General features: G+C 56.9%; 15 protein-coding genes and 1 pseudogene. 7 read left to right on the top strand and 9 right to left on the bottom strand.

Translation table 11 applies throughout. The annotated features are described in order from the left end of the window. Positions 1 to 86 precede the first annotated feature (86 nt). On the top strand, positions 87 to 359 hold the full coding sequence (locus ACNJYD_RS08515; RefSeq protein ID WP_439365963.1) for a hypothetical protein: 273 nt from the start codon (positions 87 to 89) through the stop codon (positions 357 to 359). Between the two features lie 426 nt (positions 360 to 785). Here the strand turns inward: ACNJYD_RS08515 and ACNJYD_RS08510 are convergent, their stop codons facing one another. The 4 genes from ACNJYD_RS08510 to ACNJYD_RS08495 all read right to left on the bottom strand — a co-directional run bounded on the left by ACNJYD_RS08510 (position 786) and on the right by ACNJYD_RS08495 (position 5238). Then, positions 786 to 1037, bottom strand: a complete 252-nt coding sequence (locus ACNJYD_RS08510) for a hypothetical protein (RefSeq protein ID WP_439365962.1) — start codon at positions 1035 to 1037, stop codon at positions 786 to 788. A gap of 374 nt (positions 1038 to 1411) precedes the next feature. Further along, positions 1412 to 1768 carry a type IV secretory system conjugative DNA transfer family protein gene (locus ACNJYD_RS08505; RefSeq protein ID WP_439365961.1) on the bottom strand — a complete coding sequence of 119 codons (357 nt, stop codon included), beginning with the start codon at positions 1766 to 1768 and terminating at the stop codon, positions 1412 to 1414. A 1441-nt stretch (positions 1769 to 3209) separates the two neighbouring features. Then, positions 3210 to 4055, bottom strand: coding sequence for a hypothetical protein (locus ACNJYD_RS08500; protein WP_439365960.1), 846 nt, complete (start codon positions 4053 to 4055; stop codon positions 3210 to 3212). A gap of 709 nt (positions 4056 to 4764) precedes the next feature. Next, positions 4765 to 5238 (bottom strand): hypothetical protein, encoded by a 474-nt coding sequence (locus tag ACNJYD_RS08495; protein WP_439365959.1) that lies wholly within the window; start codon positions 5236 to 5238, stop codon positions 4765 to 4767. 586 nt (positions 5239 to 5824) lie between these two features. On the opposite strand from ACNJYD_RS08495, the gene ACNJYD_RS08490 reads away from it, so the two are divergent. The 4 genes from ACNJYD_RS08490 (at position 5825) to ACNJYD_RS08475 (ending at position 8406) form a co-directional block, all read left to right on the top strand. Beyond that, a complete protein-coding gene (locus ACNJYD_RS08490) occupies positions 5825 to 6274 on the top strand; it encodes a hypothetical protein (RefSeq protein ID WP_439365958.1) in 450 nt (149 codons plus the stop codon). Beyond that, positions 6271 to 7026 (top strand): hypothetical protein, encoded by a 756-nt coding sequence (locus tag ACNJYD_RS08485; protein ID WP_439365957.1) that lies wholly within the window; start codon positions 6271 to 6273, stop codon positions 7024 to 7026. Before ACNJYD_RS08490 ends, ACNJYD_RS08485 begins: the two co-directional genes overlap by 4 nt. Then, the gene (locus ACNJYD_RS08480) at positions 7023 to 7715 is read left to right on the top strand and encodes a queuosine precursor transporter (RefSeq protein WP_439365956.1); all 693 of its coding nucleotides are present in this window, start codon (positions 7023 to 7025) and stop codon (positions 7713 to 7715) included. The genes ACNJYD_RS08485 and ACNJYD_RS08480 overlap by 4 nt, the downstream gene beginning before the upstream one ends. Before the next feature lie 145 nt (positions 7716 to 7860). Continuing rightward, positions 7861 to 8406, top strand: coding sequence for a hypothetical protein (locus tag ACNJYD_RS08475; protein WP_439365955.1), 546 nt, complete (start codon positions 7861 to 7863; stop codon positions 8404 to 8406). Between the two features lie 257 nt (positions 8407 to 8663). Here ACNJYD_RS08475 and ACNJYD_RS08470 read toward each other — a convergent pair. Continuing rightward, a protein-coding gene (locus ACNJYD_RS08470) for an IS630 family transposase (RefSeq protein WP_409241862.1) occupies positions 8664 to 9603 on the bottom strand; the annotation gives its coding sequence in 2 pieces (ribosomal slippage) (positions 8664 to 9266 and positions 9268 to 9603; 939 coding nt in all). Between the two features lie 435 nt (positions 9604 to 10038). Here ACNJYD_RS08470 and ACNJYD_RS08465 point away from each other — a divergent pair. Beyond that, on the top strand, positions 10039 to 11040 hold the full coding sequence (locus ACNJYD_RS08465) for a hypothetical protein (protein WP_439365954.1): 1002 nt from the start codon (positions 10039 to 10041) through the stop codon (positions 11038 to 11040). Positions 11041 to 11725: 685 nt separating this feature from the next. Here ACNJYD_RS08465 and ACNJYD_RS08460 read toward each other — a convergent pair. The 4 genes and pseudogenes from ACNJYD_RS08460 to ACNJYD_RS08445 form a co-directional block, all read right to left on the bottom strand. Further along, a pseudogene (locus ACNJYD_RS08460) lies at positions 11726 to 11836 on the bottom strand (hypothetical protein); the annotation flags it as partial. A 616-nt stretch (positions 11837 to 12452) separates the two neighbouring features. Then, entirely contained in the window at positions 12453 to 12938 is a 486-nt protein-coding gene (locus ACNJYD_RS08455) for an SMODS domain-containing nucleotidyltransferase (protein ID WP_439367429.1), read from the bottom strand. Positions 12939 to 12972: 34 nt separating this feature from the next. Then, positions 12973 to 13173, bottom strand: a complete 201-nt coding sequence (locus tag ACNJYD_RS08450; RefSeq protein ID WP_439365953.1) for an SMODS domain-containing nucleotidyltransferase — start codon at positions 13171 to 13173, stop codon at positions 12973 to 12975. A gap of 111 nt (positions 13174 to 13284) precedes the next feature. After that, the gene (locus ACNJYD_RS08445) at positions 13285 to 14040 is read right to left on the bottom strand and encodes a hypothetical protein (protein ID WP_439365952.1); all 756 of its coding nucleotides are present in this window, start codon (positions 14038 to 14040) and stop codon (positions 13285 to 13287) included. Positions 14041 to 14723: 683 nt separating this feature from the next. Here ACNJYD_RS08445 and ACNJYD_RS08440 point away from each other — a divergent pair. Continuing rightward, positions 14724 to 17948: a hypothetical protein gene (locus ACNJYD_RS08440; protein ID WP_439365951.1), complete on the top strand. Its 3225-nt coding sequence runs from the start codon at positions 14724 to 14726 to the stop codon at positions 17946 to 17948. Positions 17949 to 17952: the final 4 nt, after the last annotated feature.

Raw genomic sequence — 17952 nt, 5'->3', positions numbered from 1 at the left:
TACAAGAAAATCCCCTGCACCCGACGCAGAAGCCAATCAGTACTTGCAGCCGCTTATTTGAAGCGTTCTGTCGACTGGGCGAGATTGTGCTCGACCGTTCTGAGGGTCAGGAAGGAGTGCCTCGGCGAATCGCGCAGGATGGACACCTCGTTGCCGTTCCGACATCCTTGCTTGTCATCATGAAGGTGCAGCGGACCGGCTTCGAGGCGAAAGTGATCGGTGCCGGCAAGTTCTTGAGACATGAACTGCTTCTGCGCCGCTCGCAGCTGCCAGACTTGAAGAAGCTTGCGATGACCAAGGCAGCCAATCGTTTGCTGGCCGACACGGCCGGCTACCGCAGGCTGCTGCGGTTATCCTAGCGGGTATAAGCCGCAGATTTGCAGCTTATGGATCCGGCAGCCGTGCCCAGTTCAACTCAAGGGGCCTGCCGCGGACGCGCGATCCTCCCGCGGTCCCGCAGCAACTTCGGACTCCCGGATTTTCGCGACATAGTGAGCTTGACGCGCTCTCAGCCGGGGCGATGTGCCGCTGCACCCTCGTGGCCGAAGCCTGAAATTTCGAGCCGTTGAGGATAAGCCATTGAATTTGCGCAGCACGCTGACGCCCGTGCCAACGTGCGCTCCCAGGCTCGGAGCTTGACCAGTTGTTCTTTGAGCTTCTGCATCTGCGCGAGAACCAGCTTGTACGCGCAACGGTCTGGTCGAACCGCTTCGGGTACTCGCGCCAGGATCTCCCGCATCTGCATGTCAGGGGCGTGCGCGTCTTCGCTGGCGGGTGGCCACCGATCATAGGGCCTTCGCCAATGCCAGTGCGGCCAGGAGCGGTAGGTTGCCGACCATCACCCGCAGAAATCCTGCGTAGATGTCCAGCTTCTCCTCGTCGACCGCCAGGTAGATGGCCTTTACTTCCGTTATGAGCCTACCCAGGTCGCAGTCGGAGCAGCGGCTGATCTCGCTTGCGGGACCGCCTGCGGTCCAAACGCGGGTGCCTTTTTCGGCCTTGGAAAGCATGCTCCTGAACTCTTCGCTCTCGTCCATCGAGAGGAAGCTCGCGGCGATTTCGGCGGCGGCGCGGGAGCCGCTGGTGGCGTCTCGCGTAGCAGCTCCTTGAACGACTCTGGCGGCAGCGTCGACAGGGTTCGCACCTCGGCCAGATTGCGGCGTTCGTGCTCGAAGCGGACCACGTGGAGGATCAGGCAGGCCAGACCTTCGGCCTTGGCGTCCCAGTGGCTTGTCTTCTCCTTGGGGATGATCATCAGGCGCGCCAGCGCTTCCGCATCGTCGCGTTCGTGCAACGTGCCGGCGCGGATCATATCATGCGGGTTGAAGTGGACGGACCGGTCGGGAGTGGTGGTGTCAAGGATGCGGACTATGCCGACGCTGTCGCGGCGCCGCCGGGTGATGGCGCTGTTCTAGCCCTTGATGTCGGTGCAGACCACCGAGCCGCGATAGTCGAGTAGGTTGGGGATCACCACGCTGATGCCTTTGCCGGCGCCCATCGGGGCGAACAGGTGATCATGCCGTCCCAGTTGAAGCGCAAAAAAGAACGGCCTACCCGGCCGACGATGGGTCCTTCTCCTCGTCGTACGCCAGACCGGAAGAGCTCCCGCCGGCTCGCGAACCTCGCGGAGCCGAGAGCGCCCCCGGCGGCTGAGGCTGCCAAAACGAAGCAGAGCGTAGATGATCTTGCACGCCAGGCAGCCAGCCCGCAGCAGCAGGACGGCGACCAACCACGTGAAGCGCAACAAACCGCCGGCATGGAGCAACATGGCCGCAACATGCCGGCAAAGGCCGGACCCGAACGTCCGCTCAGCCGTGAACTTGGCTTCCGGCCTGAGCACAGAGGTGCACGCCCCGGAATCCGTCCGATGTCGAACCTCGGACCGCCACCTTCTCCATTCGCCGGTAGGAGGACGAGCGGTAGCGCCACCTTTCGGAAGGCGAGGCGAGATGGATTTTCGCCTCGACGTCGTGCTTACGTTTGGCTCCTCCGCGTCCAGGCTGGGTAACCTCGTCCCTGACGACAAAACCGATCCTGGCGCGGCTCTGATGCGTCCCATGGGTACTCCCGTTGTGGTCGTCCGACCCAACACGCAGCCAGAAGGACGGGGAAACTGGGCCCGAGGCGTACCCGTGCAAGGCATCCAGCCGTATTCCAGGGGAGCCCTCGGCCGAACCCTCCGTTGCGCCGCTGCTGTCTCCTCGTTCCCTCGAGATTTCCCGTCCGCCGCGATTGGCGCAGCCGGCAAAACCAAAACGGGAGAAGACAAATGAAACGCACACATCGGTGCCGCCTGGGAGCACCATGACGGCAAGGGCCTCAACATCACGCTGAGCGCCCTGCCCCTGAACGGTCGCCTGGTCGTTCGCGATCCGAAGGTCGACGAAGTGGAGGAGTAGCCCCATGCCCAGATCCCGAGCGATTGCGGAGCCAAGCCCGAATAAGGCTTGGCTCACCGCTACTGGCCGAGGCCGCGGAGACGCCCGGATCGCATTGCTCGAGGTAGAACTCGGCACCGGCTGATCCAGCTTTGCGGCCATCCGATCCGGTTGAAGCGCGAGAGCGGTCAGCCCCGCTGACGTTTCTGTCTCGTCGTACGCCGGATCGGAAGAGCTCCTATCTGCTCGCCATCGTCGCAGAGCCGAGAGCGTTAGCCAGGGTCGAACCCGCCTTCATCGACGGAGCGTGATCGCAATAGAGCTCAGCGCAGGGAGCGCGGAAGCCCGAGGATAGTCGCAGTAGCACCAAGCGTTAGACGATCACACGCCCCTACCAGGATAGCGGAGGAAAATGCGATAGCAGCCAACAAGCCGCTTGGCGATTGTCCCGCTGCAGGGTGGCCAGCAACTGCTTTCAACAACCGAACCAGCAACCGCTTGACCGGTTAGTCCACGGATTCAGATCTGCAAGAACTACGTCTTTCAAGAAAAACCCGGCTGACGTTAACTGTTTTGATCCTGAAACCTTCTAGCCTCAGTCGCAGCAAAAGCGTACAACTCCGTTGACGAGCATTGCATATTAGGTCAGCACAGATTACCTAATGTGCAAAGGGAGCCATCTTAATGAAGCAAGATGCACTGCTGTTGCTTTCTCTTTTTGGACCACTGCTAGTCGCATTCCTAACCGTGGTCGGAATGTACTTTTATACGCGGCACGAACGCCACTTGCGGCGCCGAAGCCACTCTTAGGTGTGAAGGTGGGGCGATGCCTTACCTCACAATACTATCAAAATAATCGGCATCGTTCATTTCCGCTCTCTCACGTATTCGGTAAAGGCCCGATAACACTCGGCCCGCGTTCGTAATCAAAAATTGTATAACTAAAAGCGACGAGCCTGCAGAATAAATACCCGCAAACAGTAACTGGTCGTCGGTACCGAACGAACCTCGAGAACCTTCTGCTATCGCTATCGTAGCAACCACAGAAATGGCAAAAAGAGGCTCCTTCACTAAGTAATTCCGACGCAGCGCCAATAGCAGTCGCCATTGAGTAGTATAGGTGCGATCGAGCTTTGGCTCAGGTTCTCGCTTGTAAACGATATCCTGCTCCAGCTCGAAACCTTGCGCGAGGAGCATTTTCCGAAAAGCCTTAACCCTTGTCGCCAAAAGAATCACCGTCAGCAACCAGGTTGCTGGCATAATGACCCACCAACGTGTTGGCCATTCCAGAACGATGAACAGTAAGTAGACTGAATAGAGGAATATCCATCCTAGCAGTAGGGGAAAATCATTCCTCCGTACGAAGAAACGATTCCAAACCACGTCGATGAACCTCATTAAAAAAATCCAGTAGATGAAGCTGTAAACACCGCTGCACACAAACCCAACTCCCAACATGATTGAGCGAGGCTTGTCGAAAAGATTCGCGGCCAACATCCCAGACCAATCATGCCTGATCGTTGCGGCAGCCGTATCCGGAAGAAGGGGGCGGGCATAAGAGCTGATGAAGAAAAAAATGAGAGAGACGACTATCGATGCCAACAAGGCGCTTGATGGGATCGTGTAAGTGCACTTAGATGCATCTTCTTCGGTCGGAAACAGAATATTGCTCTTCATCTGGTCGATCGGTGCTAAATAACAATGATAGCGGACGCTACAACCATCGAGCGAACAAATTCAAGGGCCGCCTCTGGACATTAGCTCGGAACGGCTCGCACCTGGCATTCCTTTCACGCGGCTCAGTCGGCTTAGTGTCGATGCCCTCGAATGGGCCTCGCACAGCCCTCAACGTGTCGGTGGGATACTGAAGATGATGTCGCCAATCTGCTTGACGACGGCGCCTCCGGCTTGGCGCTTCGCCACATCGGCCCGCGCCCCTTATGTCCCGTGCTGGCGGCTCCGTCGTACAGGGCGTCCGCTTCGCCCCAGGTTCGGGCGCGCAGATGTTGACGCGGATAGCATCGGCCAGCAAGATCATCGTCGCGGAGTGCGGCTCCGCCTCTCGCCAGAGGTTCTTTCTCGCGTAGAAGTGCCCCTTGTTGTCGAAGGCGGACGGGTAACCCGCTCTGATAAGCTGGTCGAGCAATGGCCCTGCCGCATCGTTGCCGGCGGCATCAAGCGCGCGTGCGCGCTGGTACAAGAAGCGCAGCTCCGATGGGAATTCGGCAATGGCCCTCTCGCAGGCTTCGATGGCGAGGCCGGGATTGCGCTTGAGGTCAGGCCATCTCGCGCCGAGTTCGGGCGAGACCCTCGTCGGGTCGTTCGAGTTGGCGGCGAGCAGGTCGCAATCGGCAATCCGTATCCGCGGTGTTGAAGGCACGAGCGCCTATGATTGTGGATTTGTCGGGGGCGCCGATTGTGGAGCGAGCTGCGGAGCCACGGCGGGCTGGGGCGGATTCCTGATCACCAATCTCGCGCTATCCAGCTCCTGTCGCACGGTGGACAGTTGCTGGCGCGTAGCAGCGTGAGCATCAATCTTGCGTCGGAGGTCGGCCCTGGCGTTGATTTCGTTGCACCGCGCCAAATCTCGGTCACGTTCGGCCGCATTGACGTCCTGCAGAAGGCTGGCCTTTTCCTTCGCCAACGCTTCGCGGGCGCCGACTAAGGCATCACGTGCCGATGCAAGCGAGAGATTGTCTTCACGCAGACACTCGATCTCGTTGCTCTGAATAACGAGCCACGCGAGCGCGCCGAGCAGCACCAGCAGTATCTCAGCCGATCGGGCTTCAAGGACCGCGCTTTCCTCCGCGCGTCTCCTGGCCTGCTCTTCTTCCGCGGTCCTTGCCTGATTCCACGGCATCGAGCAATCGTTCGAAGCCGGGGTCCGTCAGCAGCTCGCGGACAGCCGCCCTCGTGTGGCGGTTGACCTTTCCCGAGCAGTTGATGCCTCCCGCACCTCCAGCGGAGCATACCTCAGGATGGTCCGCAGGCGCTCGAAAAGCGCGAATTGCTGGTCGGTGATCGGCGGCTCGACATCCCTGAACCCCAGCCACCGCAGCACAAGCGAAGCCGGCCTATCCGACGAATAGACACGAGAACGGGGACGATAGCGACTTCGTCAAGCGCTTCGTCTAATCACGCTGTATGCGAGGCCCAACCCACGGTTTTCTGCAGGTGTTTTGCGCCGAGCGCAGTTTCTCGTCGTTATTGCGCCAAAAAATGCATTCTCTTTGCGCGGCTCTATGGCAACAATTACCGAAAATTGAGGGGCCGTACTGATTCCTGTTCTTCTCGGAAATTGAAAGGATCGGCTCACAGCCGCGATTCCTAATGTGTCATCCATCGGCTGCCCTATCGCCGGTAGACGCGACCTTCTCCATTGCTATCAGCGACGAGTGCGTCAATCCCGCAACACACGATCGATCCTTACGGCCTAGGATTAGTTTATGCACTATGTGTACGCGCTTATTTTCGGCGTTCTCATCAGTCCGATCGAGACGCTCGTTCGATACTTGGACGGCGCACTCTTCGGAACATGGGATTCCTTTCACGAGGCCATAACGACCGGCGCTCTTTTCGCCTACGCATCAATACTGAGCTGTGACGCGTTGATCAGGGCAAGCTTGCTCCCGCAGGCCTATCGCAAAATCGCCAAGGGAGCCCAACGCATTCACGCGACAGCACTTACGCTCTGCGTGCTTTCCCTGGTGATGTTCGTCATGCTTTGGGCTAAGCACAGCACCACCATATCGCAGGTGGTCCACGTGAGCGCAGTGGGCATTGCAGTAAGCGCCTTGATCCTGACCTTCGTGGCTATCTGGTACGACGCACAAAGCCGCGTCTTCGAGCAGATTGGATCTATCAGCAGGTCGGGCGGAGGACGTTCCACGCATTGAAAGACGCGACCGCCCTTTATGGAATCAATTTTGATAGAAGAGACGGTATGTTCGAGTTTCTAGCTGTCACCGCATTAATATTGTCTATCGGCGCAACCGTTTGGATGAGCTACCATTTCTATGGCGACTACCAAAACCGCCGATCGATAGCGGCTTTCGCTGCGCAATTCCCGAGCAGGTCAGGCGAAACCGTCGCCCTGTCTAAACTCGCGCACTTCGAACAGGAACTGCCTCCAGGGAGTACCGTGATCGTGCTCGCCCATAGAATCGAAGAGCCTCAGGAGGGACTGCGAGCCGCAGTCCAAGACAATTTCCAGCAGGGTATTCGCTACATCTTCCTGGTGTCGCAATCGCAGTACAACCGAAGCGTGACAGAGTTATCTGATTTCTTCAAAGCCATCTACGTTATCGCGAAGCGGCTTTCGCCGGCCGCAGGCCCCAATGCGAAAGTGCTGACACTGACGTTCGAAGAGCTGTTTTCCATTCTTCCGTTGAGCGGTGAGTGGACCAGCTGGCCTTACGTCCTTTACATGGAGCCGAGCGGGGAACGGCAAAGGGTTTGGGTGTTCCGCGGCAACCTCCGAAAGGAAGGCCTCGCTGAAACTTACGTCCAGCTTGGCAACATCGAGGCTGAGTCCTTCATGAACGCGATAAGGCTCGCGATGAAGGGCGCGAACCATGAACTGTTCGCGGCCGGCGCGGTAATTGACTTCACCTCCGACAAAATCGTTCGTATGAAGGAAGCAAGATGATGTCTTTTCGCGCCGACAAGCCCGATGCACAACTCAAATACTTTTGGCCGATCGTTCTCGCGTATGTAACATTCCAGCTCATTTCCGATGTCACCGCCGGAAAAGTCACAGCACTCGGACCCGCACAGTTTTCGGTCACCGTTCTCTATTTCCCTGTGACTTATGTCATTTCCGACGTACTGACGGAGGTCTACGGCTACGCACGGGCTCGCCGGGTCCTTTGGCTGGTGATGGCGAGCTCGGTCACGGCCGGCCTCGTTTACCAGCTTGTGGTGGTGCTGCCGCCTGCTGAAGGCTTTCCCAGCAATGCAGCCTACGAAACAGTGTTCGGTCAGGTGCCGCGAATCCTAGTTGCCGGCTGGATAGCCGTATTCGCCGGCGATCTAGCCAACAACTACGTTCTTGCCAAAATGAAGCTCTGGACTAAGGGCAAGTATCTCTGGACCCGTACCGTCGGCTCAACCCTGGTCGGGCAGTTCTTCAACACGACAATTTTCTACGTCGGTGCTCTTTCGAGCGTGTTGCCGACCAATGCGTTGCTGCAGGCCATCTTTTGGGGTTGGGCCGCAAAGGTTGCGGTCGAAGTGATGTTTACGCCCTTGACCTATTGGATTGTGAGTTTTCTTAAGAAGAGCGAAGGCATTGACTACTTTGACTATGATACTGATTTCACACCCTTGAGATACTGAACATCCGCTAATGACCCAGGCACCGCTTGCGCAGCCCCTTGCGACTTGTCGAGACATTCGCATAATCTTCACCCGCGGCATGCTCGATTGGCTGCCCGCCCAAGTCGTGCCAGTTTGATCAACATCTTCTTTTGGGGTCCGGCCGATGGCGAAGGAAATCGCTGCAAGGAGGATCAATTCTATTTCGACCCCCGTCTGGGCGGCCCTGTTCTTCACTTCGTTCGGCTTTCTGTTGATTGGCTTCGTGGGCTATCTGATGGCTCCTCCGCGCCTTTCGGTAGCTGAAATCGCAGCCTCCGCGCAGCATGATGTACCTGAGGTCCAGTGCCCTCCGCGCCCCGCTGGCCGGGTAGAGCAATCCACCGTTGCGAGGCAGGTTTGCACAGATGTCCCGAAGATCTCAGGCTTCCGGATCGAGACCAATCGGATTTGCACCAATATCCAAGAACCGACCGTAAGATTCGTTGACCCTCCCACCGATGAAATCAGCCGATGGGAGACGGATTGTAAGCAAAGGAAAGATGCTCGATCTGACCGTCTGCAGGCGCGAATTGCCGAGATTTCTGCGCGTCAGAGGAGCGAGCTGAAAGATTATGTCAACGACATGATCAAGATCGCGCTGGGAATTGTAGGTGTGATGGCAGCCTTCCTCGGTCTCTGGGCCGGCGGCAAAATGGCTAAAGGCGGATAAACGCAGCACTTTTTGTCAGGTGCCGGATATACTGTTCGTCATGTTTGTCTGGTCGCTTCGGGCGCTTCTCCGTTTAGGCGTGCATCGCCACGCAGCAAGGCTCGATTGCCGATCTCGGCCATCCTTGCGCCGTGCCTCGGTCGCGCCCTCTTCGCCCGTCCTACCCCAATTCTCCAGATCAATGTGGCGCAGCACAATGGGGACCGCCTAGCCAGCAATACGTAACCATTTTTTCGGCATCCTAAAGCGTGATGACATTAGGTTCGATAGCCTGAATTTTTGAGGTAGTTGGCGCATTCCTCTGAGGTAAAGGCATCGAGTGCGTGGCCGATTGCTGCGCAGACAGCGTCGACGGTTCGCGCGGCAGCTTTGCGGACCAGGTGCTTAAGCTTGGCAAAGACTTGTTCGATCGGGTTCAGGTCTGGCGAGTATTTTGGCAGGAAGAAGAGTTTGGCGCCGACCGAACGGATGAGCTGGCGAACCACTTTGCTCCTGTGGCTACCGAGATTATCCAAGACGACGATGTCACCGGGCTGAAGGGTCGGCAGGAGAACCTTCTCGACATAGGTGCGGAAGCTCACGCCATCGATCGGCCCCTCGATGAACCATGGCGCATCGATCCGGTCATGGCGCAGGGCCGCCAGGAAGGTCATGGTCTTCCAGCGGCCGTGGGGGACTTTTGCGTGGAGTCTGCTCCCGCGCGGCGCCCATCCCCGCAAGGGGGCCATGTCGGTCCTGGTCCAGGTCTCGTCGATGAAGACCAGCCGTTCAGCTTCGACGCGATCTTGATACTTTGCCCACTGGGCTCGCCGCCGCGCGACCTCGGGACGATCGCGTTCGCCAGCCGCCACGCTTTTTTTTGAAGCTGAGCTTCTCGGCATGCACGAAGTCCCATACCGAGTGATAATCGACTTTCAGGCCGCGCCCGGCGAGCTCAGCAACGAGACCGCGTATGGTGAAATCGCCGTCCTTGATCCGCTGCGACAGCCAGACCGCGTGCTCACCCGAGATTGCCTTCGGCTTGTAGCCGCCGATCTGGCTAGGCTCGACACTGCCAGTCTCATCAACCCGCTTCATCCAGCCGATGGCCGTGCTGATTGCCACCCCAAATTGCTTGGCGGCCTGATTGCGGGACATCCCGCCCTCGATCGCGGCCACAACACGCTTGCGAAGATCAAGAGAGTACGGCTTGCCCATCCATGCTGGCCTCCGTCCAGCCAGCATGGTGAATCAGAAACCGGCTGATTTGGGAATCCCAAATCGATTCAGCATAAACCCATCCCGCTTTAGAGCACCCGCGCCGGCTCGCGACGTACGGCATCCCGACATGGGCTCGAGGCCGACAAGCATTCTTAGGACGCAAACACCGACCGTCAGCGCAGGGCATGCATTCACGCGGCAGATGCTGCAGCGCTGCGGGTTGTCTACGAAGCCTCGTTCAGTCGAACCGAGGCTTTCCCCGTTGTTTTCACCGATGCATTTTGGCTTCGCCATATGGCGCGCCGCCCATTCCCTCTCGTCATGACGTCGCTGCAACTTGACGCGAAACTATCATTGACAACAGGCCGGAAACCATCCCATAAGTTGCTGTCCGAGCGCATCACAACTTTACATTGCCACGGGAGGGGAATAATGCTTGCTCAATTTTCGATGCTCGGGATTGCCGCGACTATTTCCGGAATTAGCTTTACGTCTTCGCAAGTGTTAGCCGACGATGCGCCGCCAGTGTGTGTAGCCGAACAAGCGGCTCTCGGTTCGGTGGCAAGCGAATATAAGCCTCGCCTGGATAGCATTAGCAAAAAAGGTGACGATCTCAAGAAGGATGTTGACGACAAGCACGATGTCAACTTCGAGATGAAGGTGGAGATGAAAGAGCAGAAATGGATATTCGATCTTCCCTCCGTCACGATGCGCGACCAAAGGATCATTTACTCACTTCCGGAATTTCGGATGAATACACGCGAATTCTCGTTCGACGTGCCAGAAACCGTCATGGTTCCCAAGAAGATTGGACAATACCCCGAGTTCAAGTGCAGCGGACTCAGTTGTACGGTGAAGTGGAGCGACATCATCACAAATGTCCCGGAAGTCCGCATGTCCCGCCGCTCGTTCAAGATGGACATACCAGAGACGAAAATGGCCGATCAGCAGATCATCATGGGCATTCCGGAATTTAAGATGGATCGGCAGACGTGGTTCGTGAAACTTCCCGAATTCATCTTGACGAAGATCGAGATCGGTAAAGTACCGGTCTACAGCGACTACGAAAAGCGGGGTAAGGAGCTTGAGGGCGAAGCGAACGCGCTTAAGGCCGAGATGAAGGGGACCCTGATTACAAGGACAAACGGCCTCTTTTCCTGCCTCAGGGCCGATCTTGCTCAGAAGCGCGGCTTAGCTGTGGCTCAAACCAAATCAGCCGTCGACCAACTGGACGGGACGATGAAAGCGTTCCGCGCACAAGGCGGCGATCCTGCAACGGTCAAGGTCACGGTCGACGGCAAAGAAGTCACGTTGGCGCAGCAGTACGATCAAATGGTTCGGAACCTGGCGGCGGTGGGGCAGCGATTTGATACAGCTGCCTCGAAGTTGAATGAGGACGAGAAGGCCGCAATCGCCCAAATCAGCTCGAACTGACTTGACGGCTTTTCTTCGGGGATGGTCCGTGTCGATACGGTCCCCCCCTTCACGCGAGAGCAGATGGTGGAAATTGCGACCTTATTCGAGACGAAGCTCCGTCTCGAAACCCATGTTACGGGAATACTTGGCAGTCGCTTTGATTCATCACCATCCATTTTCGTTTGATGCAGCCGCCGAAACTCAGCTGCAGAAGGCGCTGAAGATGGCGGGAGCAAATGAAGAATATTTCGTCAAAATGAATGGCGCCAGATCAATTTCTCAGTTGGCGCGCTGGCCGCCGGGTGCCTCTAGTCTTACACAAGCACAAACATGTTACCAGATATGTTCGCGGCAGCATCGAATGGAAAGAGGGATGGAGGGAAGTTACCGCCGTTGGTTGTGGAACGTCGTCGGGTGCTGAGGGTCTTCCTATGCCGTACAACATGTTTGAATGGTCGCCGACGACCAAGAAAATGGACAGCATCATTTTTTTCCGATCCTGGCCTGGGAACGCAATTTGAAGAGATATTTGTCACGCAGCATTCGGCGCACGTGAATTGAGCGGCACAGCAGTGCCGGCTGCGCACGACTCAGCTGTCCAGATCGGCGAATAAGCCAACGCTATCCCGACAGCGAAAGCAAACGAAACAATCGCATGGTGACTTGTCAAAGAGTCCTCAACGGTGAAAGGCACTGATTCCGCTCATCCGATTACGACCCGGAACGGGCCACTCTTGCCAACAAGGCGGCTATCGCGCTTACGAACAACGAAGGCTTCGACCATGTGCACGCCGCGATACGATAGCGCCTCCCAACGTCCGTTCTCCTTTGCGGGTCCGTAAAACTCCCCACGTAGCGCGTTGGCGCGATAGGCCCTTCATCCGTGTTTGTTACGCGCCAATAGACTCTATAGTCATTAGTGTTAAACGGAAGACCAGAGCTTGAAACGGCGCGGAAGTGAAGCCGCCGGCCGGCGGATAGCGGGTTAGGTCCCGAGACCGGCGCGACGAAAGCTCCTTCCTCCGATTCATGTAGATCAGCGTTGACCTGCACTGAATCCAACTGATCGGCTTCTTTCCACCTCGGCCTATCCATATAGGGCAACCGATAGAAGCGCGGCGGAAGGATTTTGAAGCCGAAGCGCTGCACAGCTTCAACGAGGTCGCCGGTGAAAGCGGAGTCTAGCGCCGTGCCGCTCTTCAACAAGGCAACGCAGGACTTCGTGATGCTGCGGGCCTCCTCTAGCACCTCGCCCTTAGCGAAGTCGCTACCGAAGACGCGGCGCCACTTTGCGATGCTCTCGTTTGGATCCTCCTCTTCGTAAGCATCATCAACCCATTCACGATACGTGTGGATCTTGTCGCGAAACTTACTGTAGTTTTCGTCGGTCCAGGTGTCCGCAAATCTTTCGCTAGAGAGGAATGGGTTCCTTACGGCCGGCTTCGTCTTGTTTGACTGAAGCCAGCTGTCCAGGCGACCAAAGTCGTTCGCAACGCCGTCGGCATGTCCGCAAACTCATCACCGTCTTTGTCAGTCGGTGCGATATGGTAGCCGCGCATCGTCGTGAGTAACACGGAGGAGCACGTGAAGCTCTCCTCAATGTCCCGCAGATACTTGATGAGGCGGGTGACCTTGCGGAAGCTGTTACTTCCAGAGTAACCGTTCTTCTCAACGAGCCAATCTGTATATTGCTTCGGCTCTGTCCGCTCGAACTCATCCTTGGTTCTATTGCAAACCTCGAGTTGATTTAGGATGGTGCGATTGGTGAGGCACGGCGCGACGTCGATCTTCTTGTCGTTTGCGTAGCTGATCGTTACGCAGTGCGAGGACCGGTTGACCATATCCTTGTATGTCGCATTCGCGCGAAACGCGGCGTAAAGCTCGTCAATATACGTTGCTGCCGTCCAACCCTGCACATGCTCCACAAAAACAATCAGATCGGCATCGAACTCACCTTGATCTACTGGCTTGATGATTCGTCTTATGCGCCCAAGATCCGTGCGCCATCCACCCCTTGATGTGGGGTTCCCAATCGGAAGCGCGTAAAGCGTCTTTGACTGCTTCAATGCTGGTTTCGAGGTCTTTGACCCGGCTTTCATTTAGATTGACGGTGTCGGTCGAAAATGCCTTGAAGATATCGACGTGCTTCATGCCGACCGCCCTTGTGCTGCCAACCCCCGCCTTTCCTCACGACCGCGCCGGTAGGTCGCCCATCCTTCGTTCAACTGATCGGCTTGCAATGAATAGGCGTATGGAACGATCTCAAGGAGCCGCCTCCACCGCGCTGTGATAGTCGGCGAACGCTAGCAATACATCCGCCTGAGGATAGTGAGCGTCCGCCGCGATCAAGCGCAGCCGGATATCTCTGATTTCTTTGGCAGCTTCTCGATGGGCACGATACGCCCCGAAAACGTCGGCAGACATCGCGAAAACAACCAGGGCCAAGAAGACCCGCGTGATACTTTGGCCTACGTCGCGCCCCACATATGGAGTTACGCCGAAGGCAATCATCGCTGAAATGATTGCAAACCCGACCAGAACCGCCAGCATTACCTTCGCACTCATCCGCTGAAGGCGCTCGCTGTAGAAGGCGGATTCTTCCAACATTTGTCCTAGCCTCGCTGGATCGGGCTCTAGTTTGGTCGTGTAATAATCGGCCTTCTCACACCTTTCCGCTTCGCTATCTTTTACGGTAAAGCGCTCGTGCAGGGCCTGGGCTTCACTTGGGGAAAGTGTTTCGTTCAAACCGCCCAACAGCAGAGCTCCCCTCAGGGCCGCCTGCCCGGCTCCCCTGATTCGCGTATACTGGGTGTTGACAAACCACCACAAGGCCGAGAGCGCGATGCTGAAGAACGCCAGCGCATAAAGCAAATCACCATAATGATCCGGGATCAAAACAGCGATTGCTGCCGGCACAGCCGCGAGCAATTGCAAGAGGAAGAGCCAAAGTCGGTATTTGGCACTCTTCGAAAATTCCGCCCGCAGGTAGCCAACTAGGTTTGCAGATGTAAGGGGCATAAAGAATTATTCTGAGTGTGGATCGCCGCCCATACGAGGAACGGTTTCAGCGGCCCATTCTCTGTCCCGAGAGCATCGCTCCTGGAATCGCTGTTATTCTTCAGCGACGGGGGCGGCACGAACCCAACGCACTTCGCCGACTGACTTCAGATCTCCTTAGAGTAGACCAGCGGCGGCGCCGTTTTTTATCGTTTCAGCCTGGACTCGCGATGAACAAGCGCGCGCGGTCTCGTTTGCACGCTGCAAGACGGCGCAATCAAAGGCCATTCTAGGAGCTTCGTCACGGACCATCTCGCACCTGTGCCTGGCAAGCGCGTATCCTTTTCTACAGTCAACGGCGCAGTTCGTACTGAGCGTCTGCGATCAGGCATTGCCAGCCTTCTCAAGGGGAGTCATACGTCGGCAATCATTTGCGCAACGATGCAAAGAAGTAGAGGCCAATCGGAGGAAAACTCTCTGATCGCCACGCAGAACATATCGACAAACCTGGCACACTCCTGTAGGGAAGTGCACAATGTTTGCCGCGCTACCTAAGAGCGTGTCCTAAAAGTCAATCGGTTTTCAAGTCGCCCGTACGCTACGGGCTAAACAATTTCAACGTGAGTGGGCGCGAATGCCTAATACCAGAGCCTCTTTCAGTGACTTGCCAGCAATCTCCATAAATATGTGAGGGAGATGACGCGATGAGTGTGCGCGAGCAGCTGTTTACACTATTGCGCAATCTTCGATGGATAATTGCTCTGTCTGCAGCTATCTCAGTATTGCTCTACCTGCCAGATCAGATCCAGGAGCTCTATCGGATAGCCGCGGACGACCTTGGTTGGGTGACGTTCAAGGAGTTCGCTGCCTTAGGTGTGATTGCCATCGCGGTTTGGGCAAGTGCGTTTCAGCTCACAACTGCATCCCTGCCGCAAATCCCTAAGCCTTCGGGGCGCCTAGCCTTCTATATAAGACTTGCGCCCGTCCTGCTTGGAGCACTGCCGATCGTCGCCGCCACAGCAGGCCAATTCGTCTCGCGACCGGCGCGAAAGATTGGAGAGGTCGAGGAAGTCGGCAGTATCTTCCGCATTCAGGACCAGGCGCTCGCGTTTGAGCGGAACGTGCTGCTCATCCTCGCGATCGCCATGCTGATCATGCTCGCCTGTTTCGTGGCATTTACTTGGCGAATAGGTTCAAGAGATCGCTCGATTGATATCGCGAGCCGCGCCAACAACGCCTACTTCATTCGCTACAGGTTTCTCGCGCTCTCGATTGGCGGCATCGTGCTGTTGACAACAGCATTCATCCTGCTGCCGGATAGGCTCGCACAATTTCTTGGATCGTTCGGCGTGATCGCTCTCTTTGCGGTTTGCGTCATTGGTCTGACAGTCCATTTTGCGCTCTTGACGATCAGATTTGCGTTTCCGTTTATTCCGGCTGTCTTTGGCGGCTTGTTTCTGCTTGCCTCCTTATTCGGAGGTGACAACCACGAACTGCGTACCGCCTCTGAAGAAAACAGCCCGCCGGAGAACGCGCGCATGTCCGCTGGCGGCGCATTCCGCGAGTGGCTTTTGCAGAAGCCGCGGGTAGAGGAAGCCAAGAGGCTCGGCGAATATCCCGTCTTCATTGTGGCGGCTCAAGGCGGAGGGATCTATGCCGCCAATAATGCGGCGCGGTTCCTTGCGCGGCTTCAGGATCTCTGCCCGGCATTTCGCCAACATCTGTTTGCGATAAGCGGTGTGTCCGGGGGCAGCGTCGGTTCGGCAATCTTCGCCGCTGCGCTCCACGCCGAAAATGCGTCCCTTGATTCGAATGCCGTCGACGGAAAGACATGCCCCAAAATCGCAGATTTCCTTGCAGGGGTTGGGCGGGCCCAAGATATTGATGCTCCCGGGCCAGTCGAGCAGCGCGTAGCAAGCGTCTTGGCGACCGATTTTCTGTCGCCTTTGGTTGCCGGCTTTCTGTTTACTGATTTCACTCAGATGTTTTCACCGTTTGCGATCCCCGCCTTCGATCGCGCGCGCTTTCTCGAATACACCTTGGAGAACGCCGGTGACAGAATGCTTGGCAGCCACAACGGCGGGGACGATCAATCCAATCTGCTAAAAGCCGACTATCAGTCCCATTGGGCGCCCGGCAACAACATGCCGGCCCTGTTGTTCAACACGACAGATGCCGGCAGCGGCAAACGGGCTGTGATCTCTCCCTTCGATTTCGATCCGCTGCATCCGAAAGACACGGACCTGTGTGTTCTTGCTGCGCTTGAACGCGCGGGCACTGGGGCTGACCAAACGGTCAAGAGCCACTCGCTTCGTATTCCGCTCAGCACAGCCGCTTTCACGAGCGCGCGATTTCCGTGGGTGACGCCGGCTGCGACCGTCTCGGTCAAGAATGACTGCATAACCTCTCATCCGCAGGCGCGCCTGGTGGACGGCGGATACGTGGAAAACTCTGGGATTGAGACCGCGCTCGGCCTGATTGAGAAGCTTAACGCCATCAAGGGCACCTCCGATGCGCCGAAATTCAGGATTTACCTGCTGTCGCTCGTGAGCGGACAATTCGGGGATCATGGGTCATTCATGTTCGGTGAGCTCATGGAGCCGGTACGCGCGCTTCTGAGCACGCGAACCTCCCGAACCTATGTCGCGCTCAATCATGCAACAAGCATTGATCGTCTGCCCGAGGCTGAGGTAACTCCAAGTGTGCAGCGCTTTCCGACGTTCGGGCGCACGGACATAACAGGCCTGTTTTACAGCCTTCCACTCGGCTGGACGTTGTCCCAGAAGACCGAGGATATCATCTCATTGAGCAGCGGTCGCTTTTGGGATTGCGTGCCAAAGGACGACTTCGATCAGTCCCGCGAGAGGCAGAGCAACGCTGATTGCCTGCAGGTGAAGTTATTCCATCTTCTGAATGGATCGGTCCCGTCCGCATTTGAAACGCTTAAGGACGCCAAGCTCGCACGGGCTGCTTACGCCGGCGAGCTAGCCAAGGAATATCAACCATCTCCAAAGATCAAGTCGCAGCCGTTGCTTGCCTGCTATGAGAGCAATTGGCTGCAGAAGCGCGGTTATGAGAAGTATCAGGAAAAACTCGCCGCCTACGAGCACCAGTTGGCCGAATCGAGCAAGGACCATTCACCGGCTCCTCCACCTGTTCCGCCATATCGCAAGAGCTACATGGCCTATTATCAGGCCGAGCAGGTGAAGGCCTTGTTGCAGGAATGGGATCGCGTCGAGGAGACGGATTCTCGTATCCTGGCCTATATTCTTGGGTCAGTGTCCTACGACAGCGCCGACTTTACGCGCAGTAGCGAGAATTTCTCGTACAGCGCGGCTTCACAACTCCCACAGAAATGGCGCGATCGCATCGACCAGAATAACGCAAAGCTTGCGGCCGCAAACAAGGCCGCGGTCGACATTAGTTCATTACTCAACCATCCCAAGGAATTGGCCAACTTCGTCCTTGGCTACGAAGGCAATCTGTTCGGCAATCAACCCGGAACGGATGACGGTTGGCTGTTTCGCCCGCGGGGAATGTATCAATTGGTCGGCCGCGAGCAATATCAGGAAGCGCAGGATCAAATGCAGCAGCTGGGCGAGCTCGACGGGTTCGATCTGCTGACGCTTCCCGACGCGCTCAGGGATGCCAAGATCTCGGCCAAGGTCACTTTCGCCCACTTCCGATTGCACCGGTATAGGGACGACCGATTATCTCCCCCCAACAATCGCCGAACACTGTTCGAGTTGCTCAAGGATCGTGCAAACGACTGGACGGCCGTACGCGCGTTGCAAGCGGACATGGCACATGCGCCGGTCGACAGCGCCCGGGTCAATGCAAGAAGTGAGATGTTCCTCGGCTGTATCGAGGAGGCGTTGCATCCGACGAAGCTCAAGACCTTGCAAAGCCAATTCTACGGTGAGGAATGAGGAG

The sequence above is a fragment of the Bradyrhizobium sp. SPXBL-02 genome (assembly GCF_051853065.1).
GTDB lineage: Bacteria > Pseudomonadota > Alphaproteobacteria > Rhizobiales > Xanthobacteraceae > Bradyrhizobium.
This window is presented reverse-complemented; position numbering and strand designations above follow the sequence as displayed.

What these genes read in the sequence shown, in the direction of transcription:
- ACNJYD_RS08440 (WP_439365951.1), top strand. Translation starts at nt 14,724, where the DNA reads ATGAGTGTGCGCGAGCAGCTGTTTACACTATTGCGCAATCTTCGATGG.
- ACNJYD_RS08510 (WP_439365962.1), bottom strand. Translation starts at nt 1,037, where the DNA reads ATGGACGAGAGCGAAGAGTTCAGGAGCATGCTTTCCAAGGCCGAAAAA.
- ACNJYD_RS08505 (WP_439365961.1), bottom strand. Translation starts at nt 1,768, where the DNA reads ATGTTGCTCCATGCCGGCGGTTTGTTGCGCTTCACGTGGTTGGTCGCC.
- ACNJYD_RS08450 (WP_439365953.1), bottom strand. Translation starts at nt 13,173, where the DNA reads ATGAAGCACGTCGATATCTTCAAGGCATTTTCGACCGACACCGTCAAT.
- ACNJYD_RS08495 (WP_439365959.1), bottom strand. Translation starts at nt 5,238, where the DNA reads ATGCCGTGGAATCAGGCAAGGACCGCGGAAGAAGAGCAGGCCAGGAGA.
- ACNJYD_RS08480 (WP_439365956.1), top strand. Translation starts at nt 7,023, where the DNA reads ATGATGTCTTTTCGCGCCGACAAGCCCGATGCACAACTCAAATACTTT.
- ACNJYD_RS08500 (WP_439365960.1), bottom strand. Translation starts at nt 4,055, where the DNA reads ATGAAGAGCAATATTCTGTTTCCGACCGAAGAAGATGCATCTAAGTGC.
- ACNJYD_RS08475 (WP_439365955.1), top strand. Translation starts at nt 7,861, where the DNA reads ATGGCGAAGGAAATCGCTGCAAGGAGGATCAATTCTATTTCGACCCCC.
- ACNJYD_RS08445 (WP_439365952.1), bottom strand. Translation starts at nt 14,040, where the DNA reads ATGCCCCTTACATCTGCAAACCTAGTTGGCTACCTGCGGGCGGAATTT.
- ACNJYD_RS08465 (WP_439365954.1), top strand. Translation starts at nt 10,039, where the DNA reads ATGCTTGCTCAATTTTCGATGCTCGGGATTGCCGCGACTATTTCCGGA.
- ACNJYD_RS08490 (WP_439365958.1), top strand. Translation starts at nt 5,825, where the DNA reads ATGCACTATGTGTACGCGCTTATTTTCGGCGTTCTCATCAGTCCGATC.